Source organism: Streptomyces lydicus (assembly GCF_004125265.1).
GTDB classification, from domain to species: Bacteria; Actinomycetota; Actinomycetes; order Streptomycetales; family Streptomycetaceae; genus Streptomyces; species Streptomyces lydicus_C.
On the sequence record NZ_RDTE01000003.1, the window covers coordinates 8,166,536 to 8,190,641 of the forward strand.

Annotated in this window: 19 protein-coding genes and 1 pseudogene; 9 read left to right on the forward strand and 11 right to left on the reverse strand. The window is 68.9% G+C overall.

Annotation, left to right across the window (positions count from 1 at the left end; translation table 11 throughout):
- The first annotated feature begins 120 nt into the window (after positions 1-120).
- Complete coding sequence (locus D9V36_RS38535) at positions 121-3,570, forward strand: response regulator (RefSeq protein WP_129297850.1); 3,450 nt, start codon at positions 121-123, stop codon at positions 3,568-3,570.
- Positions 3,571-3,608: 38 nt separating this feature from the next.
- Here the strand turns inward: D9V36_RS38535 and D9V36_RS43180 are convergent.
- A pseudogene (locus D9V36_RS43180) lies at positions 3,609-3,932 on the reverse strand (helix-turn-helix domain-containing protein); the annotation flags it as partial.
- A 325-nt stretch (positions 3,933-4,257) separates the two neighbouring features.
- Here D9V36_RS43180 and D9V36_RS38545 point away from each other — a divergent pair.
- Complete coding sequence (locus D9V36_RS38545) at positions 4,258-4,875, forward strand: hypothetical protein (protein ID WP_347239895.1); 618 nt, start codon at positions 4,258-4,260, stop codon at positions 4,873-4,875.
- 214 nt (positions 4,876-5,089) lie between these two features.
- Complete coding sequence (locus D9V36_RS38550; RefSeq protein WP_347239861.1) at positions 5,090-5,848, forward strand: esterase-like activity of phytase family protein; 759 nt, start codon at positions 5,090-5,092, stop codon at positions 5,846-5,848.
- A 152-nt stretch (positions 5,849-6,000) separates the two neighbouring features.
- Here D9V36_RS38550 and D9V36_RS38555 read toward each other — a convergent pair whose 3' ends face one another.
- The 4 genes from D9V36_RS38555 to D9V36_RS41275 all read right to left on the reverse strand — a co-directional run bounded on the left by D9V36_RS38555 (position 6,001) and on the right by D9V36_RS41275 (position 7,976).
- A complete protein-coding gene (locus tag D9V36_RS38555; RefSeq protein ID WP_129297852.1) occupies positions 6,001-6,573 on the reverse strand; it encodes a hypothetical protein in 573 nt (190 codons plus the stop codon).
- Positions 6,570-6,809 (reverse strand): DUF6545 domain-containing protein, encoded by a 240-nt coding sequence (locus D9V36_RS38560; protein ID WP_129297853.1) that lies wholly within the window; start codon positions 6,807-6,809, stop codon positions 6,570-6,572. The genes D9V36_RS38555 and D9V36_RS38560 overlap by 4 nt, the downstream gene beginning before the upstream one ends.
- Positions 6,810-6,849: 40 nt before the next feature.
- On the reverse strand, positions 6,850-7,353 hold the full coding sequence (locus tag D9V36_RS38565; protein ID WP_241721208.1) for a hypothetical protein: 504 nt from the start codon (positions 7,351-7,353) through the stop codon (positions 6,850-6,852).
- Positions 7,354-7,829: 476 nt separating this feature from the next.
- A complete protein-coding gene (locus D9V36_RS41275; protein ID WP_164993112.1) occupies positions 7,830-7,976 on the reverse strand; it encodes a hypothetical protein in 147 nt (48 codons plus the stop codon).
- Between the two features lie 267 nt (positions 7,977-8,243).
- On the opposite strand from D9V36_RS41275, the gene D9V36_RS38570 reads away from it, so the two are divergent.
- Positions 8,244-8,471 (forward strand): hypothetical protein, encoded by a 228-nt coding sequence (locus tag D9V36_RS38570; RefSeq protein ID WP_206739782.1) that lies wholly within the window; start codon positions 8,244-8,246, stop codon positions 8,469-8,471.
- A gap of 905 nt (positions 8,472-9,376) precedes the next feature.
- Here the strand turns inward: D9V36_RS38570 and D9V36_RS38575 are convergent.
- From D9V36_RS38575 to D9V36_RS38585, 3 genes are all read right to left on the reverse strand, one after another.
- Positions 9,377-10,789, reverse strand: coding sequence for a M1 family metallopeptidase (locus tag D9V36_RS38575; RefSeq protein WP_129297854.1), 1,413 nt, complete (start codon positions 10,787-10,789; stop codon positions 9,377-9,379).
- The gene (gene pls, locus D9V36_RS38580; protein WP_241721209.1) at positions 10,786-14,691 is read right to left on the reverse strand and encodes an epsilon-poly-L-lysine synthase Pls; all 3,906 of its coding nucleotides are present in this window, start codon (positions 14,689-14,691) and stop codon (positions 10,786-10,788) included. Before pls ends, D9V36_RS38575 begins: the two co-directional genes overlap by 4 nt.
- A gap of 475 nt (positions 14,692-15,166) precedes the next feature.
- Positions 15,167-15,940 carry a hypothetical protein gene (locus tag D9V36_RS38585; protein ID WP_129297856.1) on the reverse strand — a complete coding sequence of 258 codons (774 nt, stop codon included), beginning with the start codon at positions 15,938-15,940 and terminating at the stop codon, positions 15,167-15,169.
- 286 nt (positions 15,941-16,226) lie between these two features.
- Here D9V36_RS38585 and D9V36_RS38590 point away from each other — a divergent pair, with 286 nt between their 5' ends.
- From D9V36_RS38590 to D9V36_RS42405, 3 genes are all read left to right on the forward strand, one after another.
- On the forward strand, positions 16,227-17,309 hold the full coding sequence (locus D9V36_RS38590) for an alpha/beta hydrolase (protein WP_431357735.1): 1,083 nt from the start codon (positions 16,227-16,229) through the stop codon (positions 17,307-17,309).
- Positions 17,310-17,763: 454 nt separating this feature from the next.
- Positions 17,764-18,405 (forward strand): fasciclin domain-containing protein, encoded by a 642-nt coding sequence (locus tag D9V36_RS38595; protein ID WP_129297857.1) that lies wholly within the window; start codon positions 17,764-17,766, stop codon positions 18,403-18,405.
- A gap of 485 nt (positions 18,406-18,890) precedes the next feature.
- The gene (locus tag D9V36_RS42405; RefSeq protein ID WP_241721396.1) at positions 18,891-19,340 is read left to right on the forward strand and encodes a helix-turn-helix transcriptional regulator; all 450 of its coding nucleotides are present in this window, start codon (positions 18,891-18,893) and stop codon (positions 19,338-19,340) included.
- 149 nt (positions 19,341-19,489) lie between these two features.
- Here the strand turns inward: D9V36_RS42405 and D9V36_RS38605 are convergent, their stop codons facing one another.
- Entirely contained in the window at positions 19,490-20,137 is a 648-nt protein-coding gene (locus tag D9V36_RS38605; protein WP_129297858.1) for an NADPH-dependent F420 reductase, read from the reverse strand.
- 48 nt (positions 20,138-20,185) lie between these two features.
- Positions 20,186-20,998, reverse strand: a complete 813-nt coding sequence (locus tag D9V36_RS38610) for an inositol monophosphatase family protein (RefSeq protein WP_129297859.1) — start codon at positions 20,996-20,998, stop codon at positions 20,186-20,188.
- Positions 20,999-21,115: 117 nt separating this feature from the next.
- Between D9V36_RS38610 and D9V36_RS38615 the strand changes: the two genes are divergently transcribed.
- Positions 21,116-22,060 carry a LysR family transcriptional regulator gene (locus D9V36_RS38615; RefSeq protein WP_129297860.1) on the forward strand — a complete coding sequence of 315 codons (945 nt, stop codon included), beginning with the start codon at positions 21,116-21,118 and terminating at the stop codon, positions 22,058-22,060.
- A 258-nt stretch (positions 22,061-22,318) separates the two neighbouring features.
- On the opposite strand, the gene D9V36_RS38620 is transcribed toward D9V36_RS38615, so the two are convergent.
- Positions 22,319-22,969: an HD domain-containing protein gene (locus D9V36_RS38620; RefSeq protein ID WP_164993113.1), complete on the reverse strand. Its 651-nt coding sequence runs from the start codon at positions 22,967-22,969 to the stop codon at positions 22,319-22,321.
- Between the two features lie 71 nt (positions 22,970-23,040).
- Between D9V36_RS38620 and D9V36_RS38625 the strand changes: the two genes are divergently transcribed.
- Positions 23,041-24,009, forward strand: a complete 969-nt coding sequence (locus tag D9V36_RS38625; RefSeq protein WP_129297861.1) for a GlxA family transcriptional regulator — start codon at positions 23,041-23,043, stop codon at positions 24,007-24,009.
- Positions 24,010-24,106: the final 97 nt, after the last annotated feature.

A 24,106-nucleotide genomic window follows, 5' to 3' on the forward strand; every position in this document is an offset into this window, starting at 1 on the left:
CACCGGTTGGATACCCTGGGAATCGGCAAATGGCACCTGGCTCATTAGGGTGTGAGAGTCGGCTACACACCGAGATCGACGAGAGACGCCAGGGCGTGTCCTGTCGGAGGAGTGGTGGCGATGAAGCGTTCTGTGGGGCGGCGTGTGAGCGTGTCGCTCCGAACGCTCGTGCGTGTTTTCGTCGTGGTCAATGCCCTATTGCTTGCCGTTGTGCTTACCCTGAGCGTGGGTGCTGTGCAGAGCATGCAGGACGCTGCACGGGCCGAGAGCCGGCGGTCGGAATCGCTGCGCCTGGCCGACGAACTGCGCCAGACCTCCGATGACCTGACCCGCATGGCAAGGACGTACGCCGTCACCGGAGAGTCACGTTACCGGCACTACTTCGCCGAGATCCTGGCTATTCGTGACGGTAAAGCCCCGCGCCCCGAGCAGTACGACCGTGTCTACTGGGATGTGGTCACCGACACCGGACGGCGTCCCACTGCCTCTGGACCGGCCGTCAGCTTCGATATGCTGGCCACGCGGGCAGGGTTCACCGGTCAAGAGTTGAGCCTGCTCAAGACGGCGCGGTCGCGCTCCGACGCTCTGGCGCGAATCGAAGAGGCAGCCTTCGCCGAGATCGACAGAACCGCCGGAACTTCCAGGGCGGCCGCCGGCCGGGACAGGGCTGCCGCACTGCTCTACGGCGCGGATTACCATCACGCCAAGGCTCAGATCATGCAACCGATAGGACGCGTGTTCGAGCTGGTTGACGTGCGTACACACCGAGAAACCGCGCAGGTGGTCGGCCGGGCGACTGCATTCTCGTCGGCAGCGGTCGGCGTCGCACTGGTGATGCTGTGCGGTATGGCGGTCGTCGCGGTTGTGGCGCGGCGAGCGATCATCCGTCCGGTCACCATGCTCGACCGCGCTACCGCGCGCATCGCCGAGGGCGACTTGCGTGTGCGAGCGCCAGTCGGGGGCGTGAGCGAGATCAGCGCACTCGCCTCGCGCTTTAACGGCATGGCTGAGCGGGTGCGGCTCCGAACCGGAGAGCTTGAGCTGCTTCAACGCGTCGCGGTCACCGCCAACGAGGCCGCTGACCTGACTGAGGCGACACGGGTTGTCCTCGACCTTGTCTGCGGCTACACCGGCTGGCAGGTGGGCCATGCATACTGGCTCGCCCCTGATGCGGCACGGGCCGAGGGCGCCAAGCTGGTCCCCTCACAGATCTGGCACTCCGATGACTCTGGCAAATTTCGAGCGTTCCGCCAGGCGAGGGAAGTCAGCCCGCTGATCCCGGGAAAGGGGTTGCCCGGACGTGTATTTACCAGCGGTAAGGCTGCGTGGATCGTCGATGTGACCAAGACCCCCGAGTTCTCCGGATTCGGACATGCGGACGACATCGGTGTGCATGCCGCCATGGGATTCCCCGTGCTGGTGGGCGACGAAGTCGTCGCCGTGCTGGAATTTTTCTCATTCCAGCCGGCCGAGCCCGACGGGGCATTGCTCGACCTGATGGGAAACATAGGCGCGCAGCTCGGCCGGGTCATGGACCGTATGCGTGCAGAGACTGCGGCACGCAACGTCAATTTGTTGCTGGAATCGACCGCCGAAGGTATCTACGCTACCGACCTCCAAGGAGACTGCACGTTCGTTAACAAGGCGGCAGCCGAGATACTGGGATACGAACCCGACTCCCTGGTCGGCAAGCACATGCACGAGCTGTGCAGCCACGCCCACCGCAACGGTCTTCTCTGGTCGATCGAGGAATGTCCGATCTGTGCGGCGTATCGGACCGGTCTTGGGCGCCAGACCGAGGGTGAGATGTTCAGAAGGCGCAATGGAGCTGTCTTTCCTGTAGCTTGCACCTCTTACCCGATCAGTGAGAAGGGGGAGGTCCGTGGGGCGGTTGTCGCCTTCTCGGATGTCACAGCCCAGAGACGCGCCGAGGAGGCGCTGCAGCAGGCGAAGGAGGCAGCCGAGAGCGCCAACAACGCCAAGAGTGCTTTCCTGGCGACGATGAGCCACGAGATCCGCACCCCGATGAACACGATCATCGGCATGACCGGACTACTGCTCGACACGGAACTCGACCACGAGCAGCGCGACTTTGCCGGCATCGTCCGTGAGAGCGCGGGGGCCCTGCTCACGCTGATCAATGACATCCTCGACTTCTCGAAGATCGAGGCCGGTAAACTCAAGCTTGAGCACCAGCCGTTCCATGTCGGCGAATGCGCTGAGGCCGCGCTCGAACTCGTGGCTGCCCAGGCAGCCGCGAAGAACATTGAGTTGGCCTGCCTCGTTGACCCGGACGCGCCCGAGGGCATGGTGGGTGACGTCACCCGCCTCCGGCAGGTGCTGCTCAATCTGCTGAGTAACGCGGTGAAATTCACCGAACGAGGCGAGATAGTGGTTACGGTGAAGGCTGAGCCTCTGGCAGATGCTGGCGCCGGGCCGGCCGCGTCTCCGCGGTATCGATGGCGCTTTGCTGTGCGGGATACCGGAATCGGCATCGCGCCCAATCGAATCGAAGGATTGTTTGATCTGTTCAGTCAGGTCGATGTCTCAACGACCCGCCGCTACGGTGGCACCGGTCTTGGCCTGGCCATCTCAAAGCGCCTGTGCGAACTCATGGGCGGGACGATATTTGTATCCAGTCGGCAAGGTGAGGGCTCGACGTTCCGTTTCACCGTCGAGGGTGGGACCGCAGCCGTCCGGCGGCGCGGCCGTGTGCCGGAGGCAAGGCCGGAACTGGCGGGAAAGCGGGTGCTCGTTATCGGTGGAAGCGCGGTCAACCGTCAGATCCTGATGACACAGATGGCGTCATGGGGCATACAGCCGATTACCACCGAGTCACCGACCGAAGCGCTCGAGTGGCTTTCGGCCGGAGCTCAATTCGACCTCGGAATCCTTGACGCAAAGATGCCGGAGAGGAAGGGACCCACCCTCACCGAAACCATACAGGCCACCCAGCAGCATCGCTCCATCCCGCTCATCATGCTGACTTCGCTCGGTCAGCAGCGCAACGACCTCCCCAATTCCCAGATAGCCGCCTACCTGACGAAGCCGATCAGGTCGTCCCAGCTCTTTGACGCCATCATCAGCGTCTTCACAGGGCAGTTGGCCGGTGCTGTGTCTGCTGTGGAGCGCGCGCCTGGAACGCATCGGAGCGCGCCCCCGGGAACTTTGCGGATCCTCGTCGCAGAAGACCACGCGGTCAATCAGCGGCTGGCAGTACTGCTGCTGGACAAACTCGGATACCGAGCCGACGTCGCGAGCACTGGTCTGGAGGTATTGGCGGCGCTCGAACGTCAATCCTACGACGTGATACTCATGGACGTGCAGATGCCAGAGATGGATGGACTGGAGGCAACCCAGCGCATCCGCTCGCGTTGGCCGGGCGAGGGTCGCCCATACATCGTCGCAGTTACTGCCAACGCAATGGAGGGCGATCGGGGGCCTTGCATCGAAGCCGGGATGGATGACTACCTCACCAAGCCCATCAATCTCAAGGAGCTGGGCAATGCACTCGCCCGCTGTGCACGCCGGGGCGAGCGCACTCATGGTGACTTCGGCTCGTCAGGTTGACGTATGGGTGTCGTACAGGAGGCTACTGAGGTTGAACTCACCGTCTTGATCCGCGCCAGCGTCCACCGCTGGTCCTCCCAGCCGTGCGCTGCCGGCCCCTTGGCCAGCTCCGTCTCCAACTGCGCCAACTGCTTCTCGCTCAGCCTCGGCAGCGACGCCGGCCCCTGCGACCGCAGAGCCCGCGGACCGCTTTCGTTTCACATCTGCCGCCATCGCTGCACCGAACGGACGCTGACCCGCAGGTCCTTGGCGATCAGCGAGCTGGCCTCGCCCTGGGCGAACCTCTCGGCCGCCTTGAGCCGTAACTCCTCGCGAAACTGCTGCCGTTCGGTGGTCAGCCCGCCCCCTTGTGGATACCGCATACCCCCGGTGATACCGCAGCCGACGACCAGCCGTCAGCCCCTACGACTCTACGAGTTCAACCTCAGTAGGTCGCAGTTGACGTTGCGGTGTTGGTGGAACTGATCGGACCTGATGACGTGCGGGCTGGAATTTCTCTACACGTGAATTCCGGTTAGGCCAAGCGACGAGCTTTTTGGATCCTCAGAGCCCCTGAATATCCCGCCGCCGGAGGAAGATCATGGCTCCCCACCCGCATCACAGCCCCAGCCGGGCTCAGAAGCTCGAAGACGATGCGGCAGATCTGCCGCGTGTATCCCAGCCCGTCCCGTGGGCCGCTTCCATGTGGTGCGACAGCGAGGTGGAAGGCCTACTGCGGTGTCGGCGTGGCGTATCACGACGGAGGACCATGCGATCGCTGACGCCCTGGGTGGGTTCTATGGGGGTGCGCCGCAGATGTTGGACACCGGCGACGAACATGTCGTTGAGGTCCTGACGCGCTGCGATCGCGTTCCTGCCCTGCTGGATCGCAGGGAGGCCGATTCGCTTCGGATGGCGTTGCGCGGACCTGGTGAGACTTTCCATGTCTGCGACGGAACCCCGTTTTTGGAGCCAGCGACCGCACGTGGATCGCTGTGTGGTTGTCCGACGAGCCTGGCAGACCGCAAGGCGGCAGCCCGGGTAGGTCGTGGGCCGATGCCGGGAGTCCGAATCGGCTTCCGACTGGTGGATCTTCCCGAGCTGGGTGTGTTCTCTTTCGTGTCGATCTCGTGGGAACTCGCTGCCGAGCTACCCGCGTTGGCTGCTGCCCTGGATCTGGCGGCTGTTCCGGCCTTGGGTGTGCTGCGATGTGAACTGGTCGAGTTCATCACACGCTCCGGGCTCGCCGTGAGCTACAGGCGGCCGGTCGTTGAGGTCGGCAGGACGCAGGTCCTCGCGCAGGATGCCGTACGACTCGCGGCGTGACGCCGGTCCGTCGGCTGCAGGTGTCCTGCGGGTGAGGCCCGCACAGTAGGCACTACCACGCGCCGCCCACGGCCCGCCCCAGCCCGGGAGCGGCGCCGTGGACGGCGCGCCCGTTTGCACCGGACGTGGGGCCGGAGAGCACCGGCCCCACGTCCGTCTCGCCTTCGGAAGACGCGGAACGGAACTTGTCAGTGACATGACGCATTTTCCAGGCATGACGATTCGTTCCGGCCTGAGCGCCACTCTCGCCGCGGTGGTGACCGCCGCGACCCTCACGGCCGCAGCAGCGCCCGCTCAGGCCGCTTCCCGTATCCGTGCCTGCTTGCCCTCCGCGAGCCTGAACGGGTTCTCCGATGCGCTGGACAAGACGAGCCTCGACGGGGTCTACGCCGGCAACCTGTCCTCCCTCGCGGTAGACGCCAACGGCCGTCTCGCCGCGCTGTCCGACCGCTCGCAGCTCTTCTCCCTCGACCGGCACGACCGCCCTGACGGCGTGATGGCTCTCGCCGACGAAAACGGCCGGCAACTCGACTCCGAGGGGCTGGCGATCGAGCGCGACGGCGACCGGCTGGTGACGTCGGAATACGAGCCGTCCGTGCGGCGATACGACCGCCATGGCCGGCTCCTCGGGCAACTCCCTGTCCCCGAAAATCTCAAGGCGTACAAGATCGCCAACCGGATTTTCGAGGGCCTGACGTCGGATGGCCGAACCCTCGTCGCGAGCATGGAGGGGTGGTTGACGAAGGACGGTACCGGCATCCGTCGCTTCCAGACGTGGCAGCGCGGGCACCGGGGCGAGTACCGCGTCAGCAGCCAGTTCGCGTACATGGGCGACACCGGCTACGGCATCTCGGGCTGGAGGAGTGCCCCTCTCTCGATGCGCCGACGCGGTTCCCCGTCCAGGCCAACCCCCTCGTGGGCAACGTCGAGGGGATGGCGGTTACCGGCCGGCGCCATGGAGTTCTCTGTCTGACGCTTGTTGCCGACGACGACCAGAGCCCGACCGCGATCACGCGCCTGTACGGGCTGGACGTCCGGCTGCCGCGCCGCTGACGCCCGTAGACAGGGAGGCGGGCCCGGACCGTTCGTCGGTCCGGGCCCGCCTCCCTGTCGGGAGAGGCCGGTTCACACCACCAGGAAGGCCGCCGCGGTCGCCGCACCCAGAGACGCGCCCGCCACGGTCTGAGCGACGGTGTGGTACGTCAGCGCCACCCGGGACCAACACACCGCGATGGTCAACAGGTAGGCGAGCAGCCACCAGGGCGAGTGCACGACAGCGAGCAGTGCCGGAACCGCGGACGCCACCGCCGAGTCGACGCTTATCTTCCAGAAGCTGTTCACCGCCAGGAGGACGACGGTCATGGCCCACAGCGCAAGCATCGCGACGAGGATGCCGGTCGGCGCACCACCGAGGACCATGCCGAGCGAGCCAAGGCCGATCGACCCCAGGATGACGAAGAAGATCGGCGCCCTCTTCGTACGGTCCACCACGTGTCGGTCACCCCAAGTACCCCGCGCCCGCTCCCACTCGATGTACCCGGCCGGTATCAGTCCGGCGCAGACCGCGCCGAGCAGGCCCCAGGGGATGCCCGTCCAGTCGCCCGCAGCAGCCAGACCGATCCCGACCATGCCGGCCACGAGTGTGTTGCGCGGCTGGAGAATGTCGGTGACGGTCCGGGCCGTTGTGGTTTCGCTCATGCGGCTTCCTCCGCGGTCGTGAGCAGGCTCTGCGCCTGCGCCGTGCTGCTCTTCCGGTAGGCCCTGGCCACTTGGCGCAGCCATGCGACCTCTCCGGCCTGGTCGACGGTCGCGGGCTGCTCAAACGCCGCGACCGGGCCCGGGGGCGCTCCTCCCGCCGTGGCCGCGAGCGCGGCCTTGATCCAGTACGCCTGAGCGACGGCACCGTGCGCGGCCTTCTCCCTGACAGCCGCCATCAGGTCGTCGGGGACGTGATGCCGCAGTTTCTCGATCGCGTCATGCCTGCGGTTCCGTCGGATGCCCGCGCGCCTCCTGGCGCGCCTTTTCCACCAGGTCCAGCGCGAAGTTGAGCAAGTCGGGCGAGAGTCCACCCTCGGCGATCCCTCGCCCGGCGATCCCGCTGATGCCGCCCGCGCGCTTGTCGGCCAGGAAGCGGAGCCCGGCGAACACTTCTGCCTCAAGCTCCGATTCCGGTTTGAAGAAGCGCCAGTCACAGTCGAAGCCCAACCCCAGCGCCTGGAGCGTCTCGTCCCGAACCTCGGTGAGCTGTCCCTTGCGGAGCTTGCCGAAGTAGCTGTGAGACAAGGAGCCTCCGCGACGCTCCACGATTCGGCAGAATTCCCGGTCGCTCGGAGCGTCGCCGTCGGGGTACGACTCCTTTAGCAGGTAGGCGATCTTCTCCTGCAAGGTGCGTGGCTCATCGCTCTCGCCGGCACTCATCTCCGCCCCCAGGCCACTCATGTCCGCTTTTGCGTTGTTTGCTTCAAATGGCTTCGTCACTCTAGACCACGCCGCCGTGCGGGAGTTCGCCCCCTGTCTGCGCTCCGACCTCGTGATCCGCGTGACTCTCATCCAGCTTGCGCAAACACTCTACGCCGCTGTTAACTCGATGACACACAGGGCCGCCTGGAGAGGCAGCGCGGTCGGGCTTCGCCGTGCCCTGTAGCTGCACACGGGACTGCCCGGCTCGGGGGAGCGGGCAGCCCCGTGCGTCCACTCGATGTGACCGTGCGTCCGCTCGATGCGACGGAGTGATGGACGAGTGGCGATCTCCGGCGCAGAGCCTCTGCTCTGTGCCTCCGGTCTGCGGAACTCCGCGACCGGGCGGAACGCCGACGTGCCGCAGGTTCTCCTGCCGAACTCCCTTGAGTTTCGACCCGGCCCCGAGCATGTGCCCGCCGAGGCTCCCGTGCTGCCTACTGTGACAGGTGCCGGATGAGCTTGTTCCGCTTTGACGGACGCCCTTGGTGTCGTGGTCAGGCCGCGAGGGCGGTCTCGTAGTCGGCGGGACTGCGGTAACCAAGGCTGCTGTGCAGTCGGTGCAAGTTGTACCAGCCCTCGATGCAGCCGAAGATCGCGGTGCGAGCAGAGGCCCGACTGGAGGTCGAGGACCCGGCGTTCACCCTTTTCGTGCTGCTGGCCGCCGATGCCACGCTGCGCGCGGCCCGCGAGGCCCGGCTGCGCCCGTTGCTGGCGGCCGACCCGGCGGCGGCGCTCGCCGCAGTGTGCGGTCTGGCCTGGCGGCGCGGCCGTCCGCGTACGGATCCGCTGCGGGCGGGCTTCGTTCTGTGGGGGATGTGGCTGGCGGTGTACCCACCTACCTTTTCGCGACCACCGGTTGGCGGGTTGCCTCCCCGTACATCCTCCACTCGGGCGTCAAGGTGCTCCCTATGGGCGGCTTCACCGGCGCCGTGCCCTCGCCCACCGGCTCCGAGTTCCGCCACCTCATCGCCACCGGCCGGCTGCGTTTCGTCGTACTCGGCGGCCCCGCGACCGCACCGGGCCGCTCCCTTGCCCCCTGGGTACGCGCCCACTGCGCGCCGGTGCCCCACCAGGCGCCGGCCCTCTACCGCTGCTCACCGTCGCCGGCCACGTCCCACGCGGCCCGGGGCCGGTGATCGACGGCTGAGGCCGTGTTGATGTGGCGGGAGAGAGCGCGCTCGCGCCCGAAGTCCGCCGCCGAGGACTTCCCCTCCTCGTGATGCTGTTTGCTCTCCTCATGCTGTTTACGGGGCATCTGCGCCCGCGTATACGGGTCGTCTGCGCCCGCGGAGAGGTCGCGGCGTGCTCCGGAGCCGGCCAGAGACCCTCGTGTGGGGGATGCTCTTCGGCGTGATGGCGCCGGACCATGGCCTTGGCCGGCAGCTGACGGGCCGCCGCCGGGTAGGGGCACAGGGGGTTGCCGATGAGGCTCAGCGAGGTCATCGCATGCATCCGGCGACGTCTGCTGTGTGAAGAGACCGCCTTGATGGCCGTGTTCGCGGTCTGCGTCGCCGGCGTGGTGCTGGTGGCCAGCCCTCAGGAAGCCCGGCTCGAAACCGGCTCCGCCCCACTCCAAAGGCAAGCCCCGTCCCACCGGGGCGCTGCGGGCCCGCACCCGCCAGGCCGCCTCCCGGGCATGGTGACGAGGGAGTATGCCCAGCAGGCCGCGTTGGCCACTGACCCCGATGCCCGGGTATCCGGGGTGCACCTGGGCCACAAGGTCGGGCGCCGGGTCTGGGAAGTTCACCTGGCCGAGGACGGGAGCGTGCGGGAAGTGGACGTCGATGCGGGCAGCGGGATGGTCCTGCAGAGGGGGAGTCCTCTCCCTACCGAAAGCCCCCTTCGCGACGCCCATTGACCGGGCTGGGCTGGGCTGGGCCCGGGTCTCCAGGGCGCGGTAGCGGCGCCATGGTGGCCTGCCTCCGCCCTGCCCTCCGCCCCGCCCTGCCGAACGCAGCGGGGCGGGGCGGATGCAGGACGCCAAAGACGCCAGGGCGGAAACGTCAGGGCGGAAAACTCGTTCCGTCCCGCCCCGGCGTGCTCAGCCGAGGCCGGGCGGGAACGGCGGCAGCGGCCTTTCGTAGAGCCATGAGTGCAGCAGGGGTTTGATGGGGCGGGTGGCCCAACGGCCCGCGTGGGCCACGAATGCGGCGGTGTCGACGCTTGCGCCGCGGTGGGTCTGGTGCCAGGTGCGGAGCATGCTGAAGAAACGGTGGTCGCCCATGGCTCGCCGCAGGGCGTGCAGGGTGCAGGCGCCGCGTACGTAGATCCTGTCGTCGAAGATGCGGCGTTGGCCGGGGTCGGCGATGCGCAGGTCCTGGCTGCGGCGGTGGAGTGAGTGCCACTCCTGCCGGGCGAGCTGGTCGGCACTGTCCTCGCCGAGGTGTTCCGACCAGAGCCACTCCGCGTAGGTGGCGAAGCCTTCATTGAGCCAGATGTCGCGCCAGTCGCGCAGGCTGACGCTGTTGCCGTACCACTGGTGGGCGATCTCGTGGGCCACGAGTGTCTCCCAGCCGCGCCGTCCGTCGATGTGGTTGCTGCCGAACACGGACAGCGTCTGGTTCTCCACCGGGGCGCCGAGTTCGGCGTCGACGACCACCGCGCCGTACGCCTCGAAGGGGTAGTCGCCGAAGTAGCCGCTGAACGCCCGGAGCATGTCGGGCTGGCGGGCCAGGTCATGCCGTGCACGCTCGGCCAGCCGTGCGGGGTAGGCGTTGTGCAGCGCGACGGACGAACCGGCCGCGCCGACGTGTACGGGATCGCCGTCGTGGCTGAAGCGGCCGGTGTAAAGGGCAGCGAGATAAGGGGCCATGGGCCCGGGGTGGTGGTAGGTCCAGCATTCCGAGCGGCCGCTGCGGCGGCGCTCCCGCAGGGTGCCGTTGGCCAGGGCGTGGTGACCGTACGGGACGCTCACCCGGAAGGTGAAAGCGGCCTTGTCGTCGGGACGGTCGTTGCACGGGAACCAGGAGGGGGCGCCCAGGGGCTGGGAGGCGACCAGCGTGCCGTCATGCAGGTCGCCGGTGCGGTCCCAGCCGATCGGTCCGAACGGCGAGCGGACCGGCCGCGGCCGCCCTCCGTAACCGACTTCCACGGTGAAGGGGGCTCCCTCGGCGAGTGGGTACGGCGTGTCCAGGAGCAGCTTTCCCCTGTATTGGCGGGCCCGGACCTTGTTCCCGTCGATCCGTGCGCTGTGGGCGGCCAGTTGTGCCAGATCGAGTTCGACCCGCTCCAGGGGCCGGTCGGCCACGGCGTTGATGCGGGCCCGTCCGTCGAGGCTGCCGCTGCCCGGGTCGTAGGCCAGTTGCAGGTCGTAGGAGACGGTGTGGTGGGCATAGGTGCCGTGGGTCGGGAAGTAGCGGTGGTCGGGCGGTGCCAGGAGGCCGTCGGCGACGGTCGCGGCGAGCGGAAGCACCGCCGCGCCTCTGATGAGGACGCGGCGGCTGCACCGGATCACGCGGCCACACCGCCTTCGGTGCGGGCCGGTCCGGGCCCGTCCGCGCGCTCGCCCGCTATGGGGTTGCCCGCCCACCGCGTGCCTTCGGGCACGCTCTCGCCCCGCATGACCAGCGAGGACGCCGAGATGGCGGAGCGCGCCCCGACGGTGGCGCCCGGCAGGACGATGCTGTGCGGGCCCAGTGAGGCGCCCTCGGCGAGGTGCACGGTGTCCAGCCGCATGATCCGGTCGTGGAAGAGGTGGGTTTGCAGTACGCAGCCCCGGTTGACGCTGACGCCGTCTTCGAGGGTGATCAGGTCCGTCTCCGGCAGCCAGTAGCTCTCCAGCCACACACCGCGGCCGATCTTGGCACCGAGGCTGCGCAGCCACACATTGAGCACCGGGGTTCCGGTGAAGGCACCGGCCATCCACGGCACGGCGAGGGATTCGACGAAGGTGTCGTACAGCTCGTTGCGCCAGACGAAAGTCGACCAGAGCGGATGCTCACTCGTGGTGAACCGGCCGACCAGCAACCACTTCGCCGCGGTGGCGGTGAGCCCGGCGGAGAGGGCCGCGGCCAGCAGCAGCGGGGCACCGACGAGCGCGGCCAGAGTGAGTCCGCCCGTATCGAGCGCGTCCTGTTCTCCCAGCAGGACGGCCTCGCCGAGCGCCACCCCGCACATCAGCGGCAGCACGCGGCACAGTTCGACGGCGGCGCGCGCCAGGACCAGCCGCCGCGGCGGCGCGAAGGTCCGTGCGGGGTCGGTCTCGGTTGCCACGCGGGGCAGCGGCATGGCGGGCCGGCCGAGCCAGGACATGCCGGGCTCGCTGTGTGCGGGGGCGTCGGAGAGCACGCCGATGAGGCTGTGGTCGGGAACGTCATGGCCGGGACCGACGATGCCGGAGTTGCCGACGAAGGCCCGCCGTCCGATGCTGACCCGCCCCAACCGCAGCCATCCGCCGCGCAGTTCGAACGGTGCGACCAGGGTGTCGTCGGCGAGGAACGCCCCGTCCTCGATGCGCAGCAGGGACGGCAGCGGCAGGACGGTGGAGATCTCGGCGTGTTTGCCGACGCGTGCGCCGAGCAGCCGCAGCCAGTGCGGCGTGGCGAGGCTCGCGTAGAGCGGGAAGAGACTGCCGCGGGCGCCGTCCAGGAGACGGGTGGTCAGCCAGGCCCGCCAGGCCACCCCGCCGCTCGCGGGGTGCAGCCCCGGTGTGATGCCGCGGCCGAGGATGCGCACCACGGCGGCGGTGAGCAGGATCGAGCAGCCGGTCGTGACGACGGCGAACACCGGCACGGCCGCGAGCAGGCGCAGTGCTGCGCCGGAGAGGGCGGCGCAGTTGTGGACCAGGGCGTACGCGCCGATGAGTGCGGGGGCGGCGGTCAGCAGCGCCAGCAGCGGCAGACCGACGAGGGAGAGGGCGTAGGCGGCGCTCCATCGCCGCGAGCGCTGCCAGGAGGGCGCGGGCCAGCCGGTGCCGGCGAGATGTTCGGCGGCCTCGGCAGGGCGGGCCGGGGAGCCGGTCCAGCGGCGGCCGTCCGGGATCTCACCGTCCAGGCAGCCACCGGGCGCGAGTTCGGCGCCCCGGCCGATGACGGCACCGGGCAGCAGCATGCTGCGGTGACCGACGCGTGCCCCGGCCCCGATGCGTACGGCGCCGATGTGCAGCGTGTCCCCGTCGAGCCACCAGCCGGAGATATCTGCCTCGGGTTCGATGCTGCAGCCGTCGCCCAGTTCGGCGAGGCCGGTCACCGGCGGCATGGTGTGCAGCGCCACATCGCGCCCTGTCGCGCAGCCCAGCGAGCGGGCGTACAGCCGGGCCCAGGGGGTGCCGAGGAGGGACGGGATGCCGAAGGCGGCCACGGTCCGCTCGGCGGTCCACAGCCGGAGGTGGGTCCGGCCGCCGCGCGGGTAGGAACCGGGGGTGAGGGAGCCGGTGAGCGCGCGGGCGGCCCCCGCGCCGATCGCACAGCGCAGCGGTGCGCTGAAGAGCACCACCCAGCCGACGATGACCAGCCACCATGCGGTGTGCGGAGCCCAGACGTGCGGTGCGAGCAGCCCGAGGACGTTGTCCGCGGCGGCGAGTCCGACGAGCCCGCGCAGTCCCGCGACTCCGTACAGAGCGCTCTGGACGAGGAGTTGGACGACGGCAGCCCGGCGGGGTACCGGGCGCACCTGGCGGGTGTCGTCCGCCGTGCCGCCGAGCGAGTCGAGGTGGTCGGCCATGCGGTGCAGCACGGGATGGCGGTAGAGGTCGGCGACGGAGACGCCCGGATGGTGCTCACGCAGCAGGGACGCCATCCGGGCGGCGGTCAGGCTGGTTCCGCCCAGCGCGACGAAGTCACTGTCGGGACCGGGTCGGACGCCGAGCAGCGCTTCCCATACGCCGGCGAGCCGGGCGGCGGTGCCGTGCAGTTCCTGCGGCCCGCCGGGGTGGCCGTACTCGTCGGGGCGGGGCGGCAGCGGCCAGGGCAGGGCACGCCGGTCGACCTTGCCGGACGTGCGGGTCGGCAAGCTGTCGACCTCGGCCAGTACGGGCACCAGCTGACCCGGCAGCCGCTCCGTCAACAGAGCCCGTGCCTTGTCCTGTTGGAAGCTGGAGCCGCCCTCGGTGCGCAGCTCGGCGACCACATAGCCGACCAGCACCTGGGTGCCGGCCGGGGTGGTCTGCACGGCGGCCGCCGCGCCGCGGACGCCGGGCAGTGCGTTGAGCGCGGCGTCGATCTCGCCGAGTTCGATGCGTCTGCCGCCCAGTTTGACCTGGTCATCGGCGCGGCCGACGAAGATGAGACCCTCGCGGTCGGCGCGTACGAGGTCTCCGGTGCGGTAGGCGCGCGCGGTCTGAAGGACCTCGGAGGGCCGGAAGCGGCCGGCGTCCTTGCCGGGGTCGAGGTAGCGGGCGGTGCCCACCCCGGAGATCAGTAGTTCGCCCTCGTCGCCGTGGGCCACCGGCCGTCCGGCCTTGTCGGTGACCGCCAGCTGCCAGCCGTTCAGCGGCAGGCCGATGCGTACGGGCGCACCCGGCAGGAGTCGGGCGGCGCAGGCGACGACCGTGGTCTCGGTCGGACCGTAGGTGTTCCACATCTCGCGTTCCGGGCCGGCGAAGCGGTCGACGAGCGCGGCCGGGCAGGCCTCACCGCCCACGATCAGCAGCCGTACCCGGCGCATGGCCTCGTCCGGCCACAGCGCGGCGAGCGTGGGCACGGTGGAGACCACGGTGATGCCCCGCTCGACCAGCCACGGACCGAGTTCGTGGCCCGCGCGGACCAGAGAGCGCGGGGCCGGTACCAGGCATGCGCCGTGGCGCCAGGCGAGCCACATCTCCTCGCACGAGGCGTCGAAGGCGACGGACAGGCCCGCCAACACCCGGTCGCCGGGGCCCAACGGCCGGTCCTGGAGGAAGAGTTTCGCTTCGGCGTCGACGAAGGCCGCGGCGGAGCGGTGGCTGACCGCCACTCCCTTGGGTGCGCCGGTGGACCCCGAGGTGAAGATGATCCATGCGTCGTCGCGCGGGCCTGGCGGCCGGACCGGCCCGGCCGCCGCCGGCCGGCACAGGCCGGGCGGCTCCTCGTCCGGACTCAGTACGGCGCACACCGCGGCCTCGCGGAACACGGTGGCGGCACGCTCGTCCGGGTCGTCGGCGTCCACCGGCACATAGGCAGCCCCACTGCGCAGTACGGCGAGGATCGACAGATACAGGTCGGCCGTGCCGGAAGGCACTCTGACACCGACCCGGTCCCCCGGGCCGATTCCCCGGTCCGTGAGCTGCCGTGCGCGGCGTCCGGTCTCCGCACACAGTTCGCGGTAGCTGAGCACCTCGGTTCCCGTGTCCAGGGCGGGTGCCTGGGGGTGTGCGGCGGCCGTGGCGTCGAGTATGCCGAGCAGTGTCCGCGCGACGGGGGCCGCTGTACTGCGGTACACGGCTCGTTCGCGCAGCGGCTGGGGCGGGCTGACAGATGGTTCGGACGGTTCGGGAAGGGACGGCGACATCGATATGCCTCTGTTCGGTGCCGGTAGGCAAAAACCCTCGGATTGTTCGCCCGTACAGATGGCGGCGCCTGGTGCCGGGTTCGCCTACCGGGCCGGAATTCCGCAAATCGAACGCGCGTGATCCGGGCTGCGGCCGTGATGTGGCAGGCAACGCCCCGGGGCAGGCGCCGGATCCTGACCGCCCCATGGGAAAGAATTGGCCGGCTGCAGGGATTGATTTCGGGCCGACGCCCTTCGCCCGGCAAAACTCCAGGTCAGAGGCTGGCCACCGGCCCGTAGCCGAGCCTGCCGGTCAAGCTTTGGACATTAAATGCTTCGGTGACGGCATTCTTCATCCGGATGTCACTACGGCACCCCGCCAAAGCCTCCCCGCCGTCATGCGGGGTGCCACTGGGCGGCTGGGCGGCTACTTCAGGATGTTGACCGCGCGGGCGACGACCAGGACAACGGTCAGCAGCGACACCGCCGACTGCACCAGCATGAGCATCTTCGCCCAGCGGCTGAGCGGCATCACATCCGTGGGACTGAACGCCGTGGCATTGGTGAATGACAGATACAAGTAGTCGGGAAACGCAGGCTCCCAGTGCTCCGGCACGAGTTCGGCCGCCTGCATCTGCGGAAAGAGAAAATCGGGATACGCCCGGGTGGCGTGCATGCGCGCGACGGGCCCGCCCCGGTCCCACTCCCAGTACCAGAGCGCGAAGACGATGACGTTCGTCAGCCAGATGGCACCACCGGTCGTCAGCAGCGGTCCGGCATCGGTGCCTCCGGCCCCCTGCACCAGCCCGATCACCAGATGCACCGCGGACCAGCCGTTCGCCGCGCTGATCATCGCGATCAAGGCCAGCCCCGCCAACCGGTACAGCCGCGAGACCCGTTCGATCCGGTAGGGATTCGCAGCGATGAGCGCGACCAGCAGCGCGGTCTCCAACGACGGCAGCAACCACTCCGGATGAATCGTCAGCCGCTCGGGCAGAAGCCACTGCAGCCCGATCGCTGCCAGCACCGCGAGCGTCGAGGGCCAACGCGGCTCACCACGGGTCACCCGCAGCCACGCCGGCAGCACCCGGCGCCCCGTCTGCCCGGTCCCTGGCCGGGCGGGCACCAGCAACGCCTCGATACGAGTGAGCCGCTCGGACAGAGCGTCGCCCGGTTCACCAGGCTCCGGTTGCTCAGACATGCGGCTCATGCTCGCCGCTGACCGGCCGGGTGTCCACATGCCGCTCGGTCCGCGGCGGCACCGGACATGTCACGTACGCGGGCGAGCCGTGCGGCGAGGGCCATGGCGCCGCCACCGGGGCCACGGCGGCGGCCGGTGCCGGCCGGTGACGACTGGTGGCGGCGGGTGACGACCGGGTAAGAACTTCATTTCATGATTCGGGGCCGGAACCCCTCCGGCGGCTTCGCCCATCAAGCAAGAGGGAACCGCCCGTCTTGCCCTTCGGGGCAGCATCCGGAGGCGCACGATGAAGCATTCTTCCCGGGGAGCCCACCGCTCCCGCGGCCGTCAGCGGGCCGATCGGGCCAAACTCTGGTTGATCGGGGTCGCCGCCCTGACGGCTCTCGGCGCCGTCGCCTGGACCATGATCGACCACTCCACCGTCCGCCCCGCCCAGAGTGACCACGTGACCTACGGCCAGCAGACATCGGGGTCCGGCGGAAAGGGGGGCGGGGGCGGCGCCCACGCGGCCAAGACGTTGATGCCGACCGGCCCCCAAGCCGACTTCCGGGTTCAAAACCGCCTGTCCGATGGCACCACGATCGGCGTGGTGACGCTCAAAGGTCCCAAATCCGGGTTCACCGGCAAGGTGTGGGTGTGGGCACCGAAGCAGTACAGCGAGCCCAAGTACGCAAAAAGCGGCTTCCCCGTGATGGTGGCCCTGCCCGGCGGCGAGGGCTTCCCGTACAACTACTGGATGGGAACCGACCTCAAGCTTCAGGCGACCATCGCCAGGTTGTCGAAGGAGGGCAAGAGCCTGCCTTTCCTGCTCGCCATGCCGGTGCTCAACCCGAATGCCAAGAACTACTACGACGGCAGCGACATACCCGGCCAGCCCAAGATGGGCACCTGGCTGACCGAGGACGTTCCCAATCTGATGAAGGCCAACTTCCGCACCCTCAAGTCGCGTGACGGCTGGGCCTTCATGGGCTCCTCCTCCGGTGGTTTCTCGGGGCTGAAAGCCGTACTGAAGTACCCGGACAGGTTCAAGACCGTGATTGCCTCCGGACCGGACATCGTGCCGGACTCCCCGCTCTGGGCGGGCTACCAAGCGGCCGAGCAAGCGAACAATCCGGAAAGGCTGGCCCAGAAACTAATTGCCAAGAAGGGCCCCGACGTCTTTGTCGACTTCCAGGTCGGCACCCTTGAGCGAACCGTGATGCCGAAGGTCGACAAATTCATGGCCCAGTACGGTCACGGCCCCATCAAAACACGCCTGTTGAAGATCCAGGGCGGCCAGCACGACGCCAAGAAGTATGTGCAGGGAATGGCCGACAGCAGCCTGCAATGGATCAGCGCGCACATGGAAGGGCCAACCGCCGTGGCCTGACGGCACCTTGCGGCTGTCCTCCGGCACGGTGGCAGCCACGGAGGCCGCCACCACGACAGCCGCGTGACCACCTCCGAGCTGGTCCTGCGTGTCCCCGATGCCCGTTCTCGCCGAGCGTGTATACGCCGGGTGGTCGCGTCTCTACTGTCAGCTCCCTCCAGGTCCCGCGGTTGGTAAGGCCGGCGCATCCCGCACAGGGGGCTCAAGACGCTCAAGATGCCGGGCTCCTGCCGCACGGGGCGCTCAAGATGCCGGGAGCGGGATCCAGCGCTTAACTGGTCTGGTGGCTTGAGCAATAACGCATCGCACAACGGATCGCATGACAGGCCGGACTGGTGAGAATGCCCCCAGCCGGTACCCCGGGCCACCTCGGAGCGGCCGACCCGGCCGCCGATCGTCATGCCCCTGGCTCGCACCGGGGCCCTTCCCCCTCACGCAGGAAGAGGAATTCGGCATGGAGTCAACCCGAATCCGTCACGTCATCGTGGCCGCGGCCGCCGCACTCACTCTCCCGATGTCACTGGGCGCCCTCGCACCTCAGGCATTCGCAGGTGCCGCGACACCGAGTCCGTCCGGCTCCACACCAAGCTCGTCCGCATCCGCGTCGCCGAGCGCATCCCAACCCTTCGGCCCGGGATGCTCGTCACTGCCGAAGAACGGCGCCGGCAGCGTCGAAGAGGCGGCCAAACAACGGCTCGCGACCGCCGCAGCCAACAACCCGGATCTGACCACGCTGGTCAGTGCCGTGAAGAAAGCCGGCCTGACCGACACACTGAACAGGGCGAAGAACAAAACCCTGTTCGCGCCGACGAACGAGGCCTTCAAAAAAATGGGCAAGGCAAAAGTCGCCGCGCTGCTCAACAACAGGGCCGAGCTCAAGAAGCTCCTGACCTACCACGTGGTCGACAAGGAGATCACCCCCAACGAGCTCCCGCACGGCAGCTTCACGACCCTGGAGGGCTCCAAGCTCACCACGTCGGGCTCCGGCACCTCCTTCAAGGTCAACAACACGGTGCCCATCGCCTGCGGCAACATCACCACGGCCAACGCCAAGCTCTACATCATCGATGGCACGCTGACCCCACCCGGTTCCTGACGAGGGAATCCGCGGATACCTGCCGGGTGGCGTGAGGCCGCCCGGCACACGCCGGCAGCGTGGCCGGCGATGAGGCCGAAGGCCCGTTGCGTCTCCTGCTCGTTGGCGGTCTTGCCTCTGCACGGCTTCGGGGGTGACGGGCGTGAAGAAGTTGATCAGATTCCCATCGGGGTCCCGGCTACCGGACGCTCCACGCTGATGCTCACCGACGAAGACGAAGACGAAGACGAAGACGAAGAGGCCCTGGCCGTTCTGCTCGGTCTCGTGGCCGGCCGGCCGGCCGGAGGGCCGGGCTGGCCACCGCGTCTGCCACGGCGAGCGAGAGTGCCGCGGCGAAGCTGCGGCGCGTACTGCCCAAAGCGCTGGGGCAGCGGCCGGCGGCGCTCCTGGAAACTGCCGACTTCACGGCGCGCCTCCGTCCCGATACCGCCCCGGAAACAGGGGTGCTGCTCGAACTCGGCGAAGCCGCACGTCATCAGCGGCCGGTGGCACTCAGCTACACCGACCGCAAGGGCCGCAGCAGCGACTGCACCGTCCTGCCCTACGGTCTCGTGGCACATTCCGGACGGTGGTACCTGACCGGCGCCGATCCGGCCGGCGGAGAGGTAAGCACCTTCCGGCTGGACCGGATCGCCGCCATGACCGTGCAGTCCGGCTCGTTCGTGGTCCCGGCGGAATTCGGCCCGGCGGCCATCGTGCTGGACAGCTCGCCCGCGCGCCGTGGACCCACGATGTATCGCTGCGGATCCACGGCAGCGTCCAGCACATTCGCAGCCATCTCCCGGCCGGTATCGCGACCCTGTCCACGATCCCGGCCCAGGGGCACACCCGACGACGACCCCCGGACCGATACCGGCGAGACCTGCTCCGATGGTTCCAGCGCCGCCGCGGCACGACGAAAGCACCGGATGGGTCCATGTCCGGATCCGGACTGAGCGGAGGGGCACTCGATCATGGAGGTGTCACGCCGGCTCGGTGTCACGCGGACATGGTCCGCACCTGGCGGCGGCGCTTCCGTGGCAGCGCCCAGCTGCCTCGCACGGGCCCGCTGCCTGACTTTGGTCTGAACCCGGTCTTGGCGGGGTCAGCGGGCGAGGGAGACGGCGAAGGGCTCAAAGCCGTGTCGGCGCAGGATGTGGGGCACGACCAGGATCATGGCCTCGGTGGCGCGGGCTGTGGTGATGTCGCCGAGGTTCTCGATCCAAGCGGGCTGCCAGCCCAGGTCGCCGAGGAGGCCGGTGACGGTCGTCTTCGCGTGTTCGTTGTTGCCCGAGACATAGACGGTCGGTGGGGTGGCCAGGGTTTCGGGAGCGGTCATGACCATGAACAGCATGGTGTTGAGGGTCTTGACTACATGGGTGTCGGGGAGAGCGGCCTGGAGCTTCTCGGCGAGGCTGCTGCCGGGATAGCACAGGTCTCCGGGCAGGCCGTCGCCGGCGTCGCGGGTGGCGTTGGAGACGTCGATGAGGATCTTGCCAGCGAGTTCGGTTCGCAGGCTGGCCAGGCGGTCAAGGGCGCTGTCGCCGGGCGTCGCGTTGATCACGATGTCCGCTGTGCGGGCGGTGGTGCGCTGGTCGGCGAAGGAGACGCGGGGGCCTGTGCCTTGGGCAGCCGCTGTGGTCTCTTCCGTCGGGCTCCGGCGGCCGAGGATGACGTGGTGTCCGGCCTCGGAGAGCTTGCTGGCGAGGTTGGCGCCGACGCGGCCGGCGCCCAGGATGCCGATGCTGGTCATGAGGTGATGTTCCTTGCGGTATCGGGTGGGAGGAGCGGAGGCGCCCGGTCAGGCGATGGTCGACAGGACTTTGTGGGCGGCGGCGTGCATGCCGGGGGCGGCGGCCAGGAAGTCGCCGCTGCCCGTGTTCCAGGGTTCGCCCGCCAGATCTGTGACGGTGCCTCCGGCCTCGGAGACCAGCAGGGCGCCGGCGACCAGGCCGGAGCGGACGTCGGAGAACTGCCAGAAGGCGTCCATGCGTCCGGCGGCGACGTGGATGAGCTGCATCGTGGCGGGAACAGAGACACGTACGACCAGGCCGTTGATGAGCATGGCGGTGACGGAGTCGCCGATCCGCTGGAAGGTGCGCTCGTCCTCGCCGGGCCTGGCCTGGCCGGTGCCGATGAGCGCGGCGCCCAGGTCGGTCTTGGCAGACACCTTCAGGGGCCGGTCGTTGAGGCGGGCACCGCCGCCGGCGACGGCGGTGTAGGTGTCGTCGGTGAGCGGCAGGTGGACGACGGTGAGCACCGGCTGGTTGTCGCGGACCAGGGTGGCGGTCACGGCCCAGTCCTCCATGCCGTGGACGTGGTTGATGTTGCCCTCGGCGGGGTCGACGACCCACCACTCCCCGGGCGGGAGCGCGCCGCCGGCCAGCTCGTCCTCGGCCCACTGCGATCCGGGCCGGGCCCGCAGCAGCGGCTCCCGCAGCACGTCCAGCACCGCGTCGTCGTTGGCGTGGATCTCTTCGACAACCTCGTCGAGGCTCACTCCTCGGGCGTGCGAGGTGTAGCGGTCGCGCAGCGTAAGGCCAGCGGCCTTCACCGCAGCGGTCACGTCGGACAGGAGCGTCGTGTGGGCGTCGAAAGGCATGGCTGTGCTCATGGCGGGCTTCCCTGGGTTCGGTTCCTGCGGGGCGGCTTGTGCCGCACCCGCCCTTCGAAGTTAGGCCCCCTGATGGCTAACAACAAGTGCATGCTTTTCACTCGTAGAGTTACTCTCATGCAACTGGATTTGAACCTGCTCACCGCCCTGGACGCCCTGCTGGAAGAGGGCAGTGTCGCCGGCGCGGCAGCACGCCTCCACGTCACCGCACCGGCGATGAGCCGTTCCCTGGGCCGCATCCGCAAGGCCACCGGTGACCAGATCCTGGTCCGCACCGGCCGCAGCATGGTCCCCACCACCCGCGCGCTGGCCATGCGCGCCCAGGTCCACGCTCTCGTGCAGCAGGCCCACCAACTTCTGTCCGCGCAGCAGGAACTCGATCTGGCGGCTCTGGAGCGGGTCTTCACCGTGCGCTGGCACGACGCCCTGACCGCTGCTTGCGGCACCGCCCTGATCGCCGCCGTCCACCGCCAGGCCCCCGGCGTCCAGCTGCGCCTGTCCGCCGAACCCGGCACGGACACCCCCGAGCTGCGCCGAGGCGAGGTCGACCTCGCCTCAAGCTCCAGTCGGCCGACGCTCCCCGACATCCGCCACCGCCTCGTCGGCAGGGATCGGTTGGTCGTCGCCGTACGCCCGGGCCACCCGCTCACCGAAGGCCCGCTGAGCCTCGAACGCTACGCGGCCGCCGAACACCTCACCGTCTCGCGGCGCGGACGCCTACACGACCAGATCGATGATGCCCTGACCACGCGCGGCAACGAACGACGCGTCGTGGCCGCCGGGCCCACCGCCACCTTCGCTCTGCAACTCGCGCTCGGCACGGACCTGGTCGTCACCCTTCCAGATGCGGTCACCCGCGCAGCCCGGGACCAACTCGGCCTGGTCACGCTGCCGCTGCCGCTCCAGTTGCCCGACGTCCCCCTGTACCTGCTGTGGCACCAGCGCTACGAGGACGACCGCGCCCACACCTGGCTGCGCGAAACGGCAGCCGAAACAGTCCAGGCACTGTTCGCACCACTGACCGCCCCCCAACAGCCCCTCACCAACCGGACCGGGCAGTGACGGATACGCGTGGGGGAAGGCCCGCGACAGCTGACTCCCGCAGAACCCTGAGCTCGCCAGCATGGACACGCCGGCTCAAGCGCAGCCACCACAGAAGTTGGGCCAGAACCGTTTTCGCGAACCGAGCCAGCCGAGGAAGCAACACGAAGCTGAGGCTGCAGTGTCCGACACGCCGTGAGGCAGCAGACCAAGCAGCAAGTCACGAGGACGGTCTCCGACACCAACCGCGAGACCCTGCATCATCCAATCGAGGCGTTGTCAGGAGCCCCAGCGGGAGGCCCGCGCCGCGAGTTCAAGGGTGGTGACGGCGCCGGGTTCGCCACGCTCGCGGAGGAATTCGCCTGGGAGGGTGTAGCGGGCGCCGGCCTGCGGGGATCGGGCGGCCTGCCGTACGACGTCGTCGACCAGCACTGTGACCATGTCCAGCCGCGGGTAGCGGCCGTGGAGCGCTTCGCCCTGGGCGTCGGTGACGAACTCGGTTCCGAAACCGATGTCGACGCCGATGCCCCGGCGGGTGAGGTAGGCCAGCACACCACGGCGTTCGGCGATGCCGTCCGAGGTGTGCAGGGCGATCGCCTCCCACACCAGGTCGGTCTTGTCGGCGCCATATCCGTGCTCGGTGAGGAACCGCGCGGCCATGTCGGCGCCTTCGACCTCGAAGCGCGCCTGGCCCGGGGCCGACGGCGAGGCCCCGAGGTCGTGCAGGACGCAGGCGTGGAAGAGGAGTTCGGCGTCGAAGTCGACGCCGGGCTTCAGCCCTTCGTGTTCAGCCAGCAGTGCGGCGAACACGTAGCTGCGGATGCTGTGGTTGGCGACGGGCGCGCTCTCGCGCGACCGAACGAGCTCGACGGCGGTACGGGCGACGGGAGTGTCCGGGAGTGCCAGCAGGAGGCAGGCTTCAGTGTCCATGAGGCGACCGTAGGCGGGTATCAGACCCAGCTGTCAGTGGCACTCGTGCCATGAAGCGATAGAATAGTGCCATGACGGGTCGGGCATCAGACAGCGCACACCATGTGGTCGTGGTGGCCCTCGAAAACGTCCTCGCGCTGGACATCGGGATCCCCTGGCAGACCTTCGGGAGCCGGCGTGACGGCCGGTACAGGCTCACGGTCTGCGCCGAACGGCCCGGCCCCGTCCCGATGCACGGCGGCCCTCCGCTGTCCGTCGCGCACGGTCTGGACTGCCTGGCATCCGCCGACACCGTGATCGTCCCGGGCTACCTGGAGCCGGACGTGCCCGGTGCCGAGGTGACCGCCGCACTGGTGGAGGCGGCAGCCCGCGGCACCCGCATGGCGTCCATCTGCACCGGCGCGTTCGCCCTCGCCGCCGCCGGTTTGCTCGACGGCCGCCGGGCCACCACGCACTGGCTGTACGCGCAGGCGCTGGCCCGGCAGTACCCACGGGTGACGGTCGTGCCCGAGGATCTGTACATTGACGAGGGCCAGGTGCTCACTTCAGGCGGAGTGTCCTCCGGCCTGGACCTGTGCCTCCACCTCATCCGCCGCGACCACGGGCCTCGCCTGGCGAACCAGCAGGCCCGCCTGCTGGTGGCCGCCCCGCACCGCACCGGCGGCCAGGCCCCGTTCATCGACCTGCCGGTGCGACCCGAGCCGTCCGACACCCTTGCGCTGTACGACTGGGCCCTGCGCAACCTGCACCAGCCGCTTACCGTCGAGCAGTTGGCGCACCGGGCCGGCATGTCCCGCCGGACCCTGATCCGCCGCTTCCACACCGACACCGGCCTGCCACCGATGCGGTGGCTGCTCGACGCCCGGCTTGCCCGCGCACGCGAACTCCTCGAATCCAGCGACCTCACGGTCGAGGCCGTCGCGCGCCACTGTGGCCTGGGCACGCCGGCCAACTTCCGGACCCTGTTCAAGGCACACGTCGGGGTACCGCCGCGCACGTACCGCGAGACATTCAACTCCGCTGCTTCGAACAGTCGTTGACCAGATCTGCTTCGCCTGGCCGCTACGGAGGCGGCCGACCATGTCGAGCGGTTCGTCGCGGTGTACCGGCACGCCCTCGCGGATCCGACGGACAGCG

What these genes read in the sequence shown, in the direction of transcription:
- D9V36_RS38620 (WP_164993113.1), bottom strand. Translation starts at nt 22,969, where the DNA reads ATGGACACTGAAGCCTGCCTCCTGCTGGCACTCCCGGACACTCCCGTC.
- D9V36_RS38535 (WP_129297850.1), top strand. Translation starts at nt 121, where the DNA reads ATGAAGCGTTCTGTGGGGCGGCGTGTGAGCGTGTCGCTCCGAACGCTC.
- D9V36_RS38605 (WP_129297858.1), bottom strand. Translation starts at nt 20,137, where the DNA reads ATGACCAGCATCGGCATCCTGGGCGCCGGCCGCGTCGGCGCCAACCTC.
- D9V36_RS38625 (WP_129297861.1), top strand. Translation starts at nt 23,041, where the DNA reads ATGACGGGTCGGGCATCAGACAGCGCACACCATGTGGTCGTGGTGGCC.
- D9V36_RS38560 (WP_129297853.1), bottom strand. Translation starts at nt 6,809, where the DNA reads ATGGCGGCTGTCAGGGAGAAGGCCGCGCACGGTGCCGTCGCTCAGGCG.
- D9V36_RS38610 (WP_129297859.1), bottom strand. Translation starts at nt 20,998, where the DNA reads ATGAGCACAGCCATGCCTTTCGACGCCCACACGACGCTCCTGTCCGAC.
- D9V36_RS38595 (WP_129297857.1), top strand. Translation starts at nt 17,764, where the DNA reads ATGGAGTCAACCCGAATCCGTCACGTCATCGTGGCCGCGGCCGCCGCA.
- D9V36_RS38570 (WP_206739782.1), top strand. Translation starts at nt 8,244, where the DNA reads ATGGGCGGCTTCACCGGCGCCGTGCCCTCGCCCACCGGCTCCGAGTTC.
- D9V36_RS38590 (WP_431357735.1), top strand. Translation starts at nt 16,227, where the DNA reads ATGAAGCATTCTTCCCGGGGAGCCCACCGCTCCCGCGGCCGTCAGCGG.
- D9V36_RS38615 (WP_129297860.1), top strand. Translation starts at nt 21,116, where the DNA reads ATGCAACTGGATTTGAACCTGCTCACCGCCCTGGACGCCCTGCTGGAA.
- D9V36_RS38585 (WP_129297856.1), bottom strand. Translation starts at nt 15,940, where the DNA reads ATGTCTGAGCAACCGGAGCCTGGTGAACCGGGCGACGCTCTGTCCGAG.
- D9V36_RS38550 (WP_347239861.1), top strand. Translation starts at nt 5,090, where the DNA reads ATGACGATTCGTTCCGGCCTGAGCGCCACTCTCGCCGCGGTGGTGACC.
- D9V36_RS38555 (WP_129297852.1), bottom strand. Translation starts at nt 6,573, where the DNA reads ATGAGCGAAACCACAACGGCCCGGACCGTCACCGACATTCTCCAGCCG.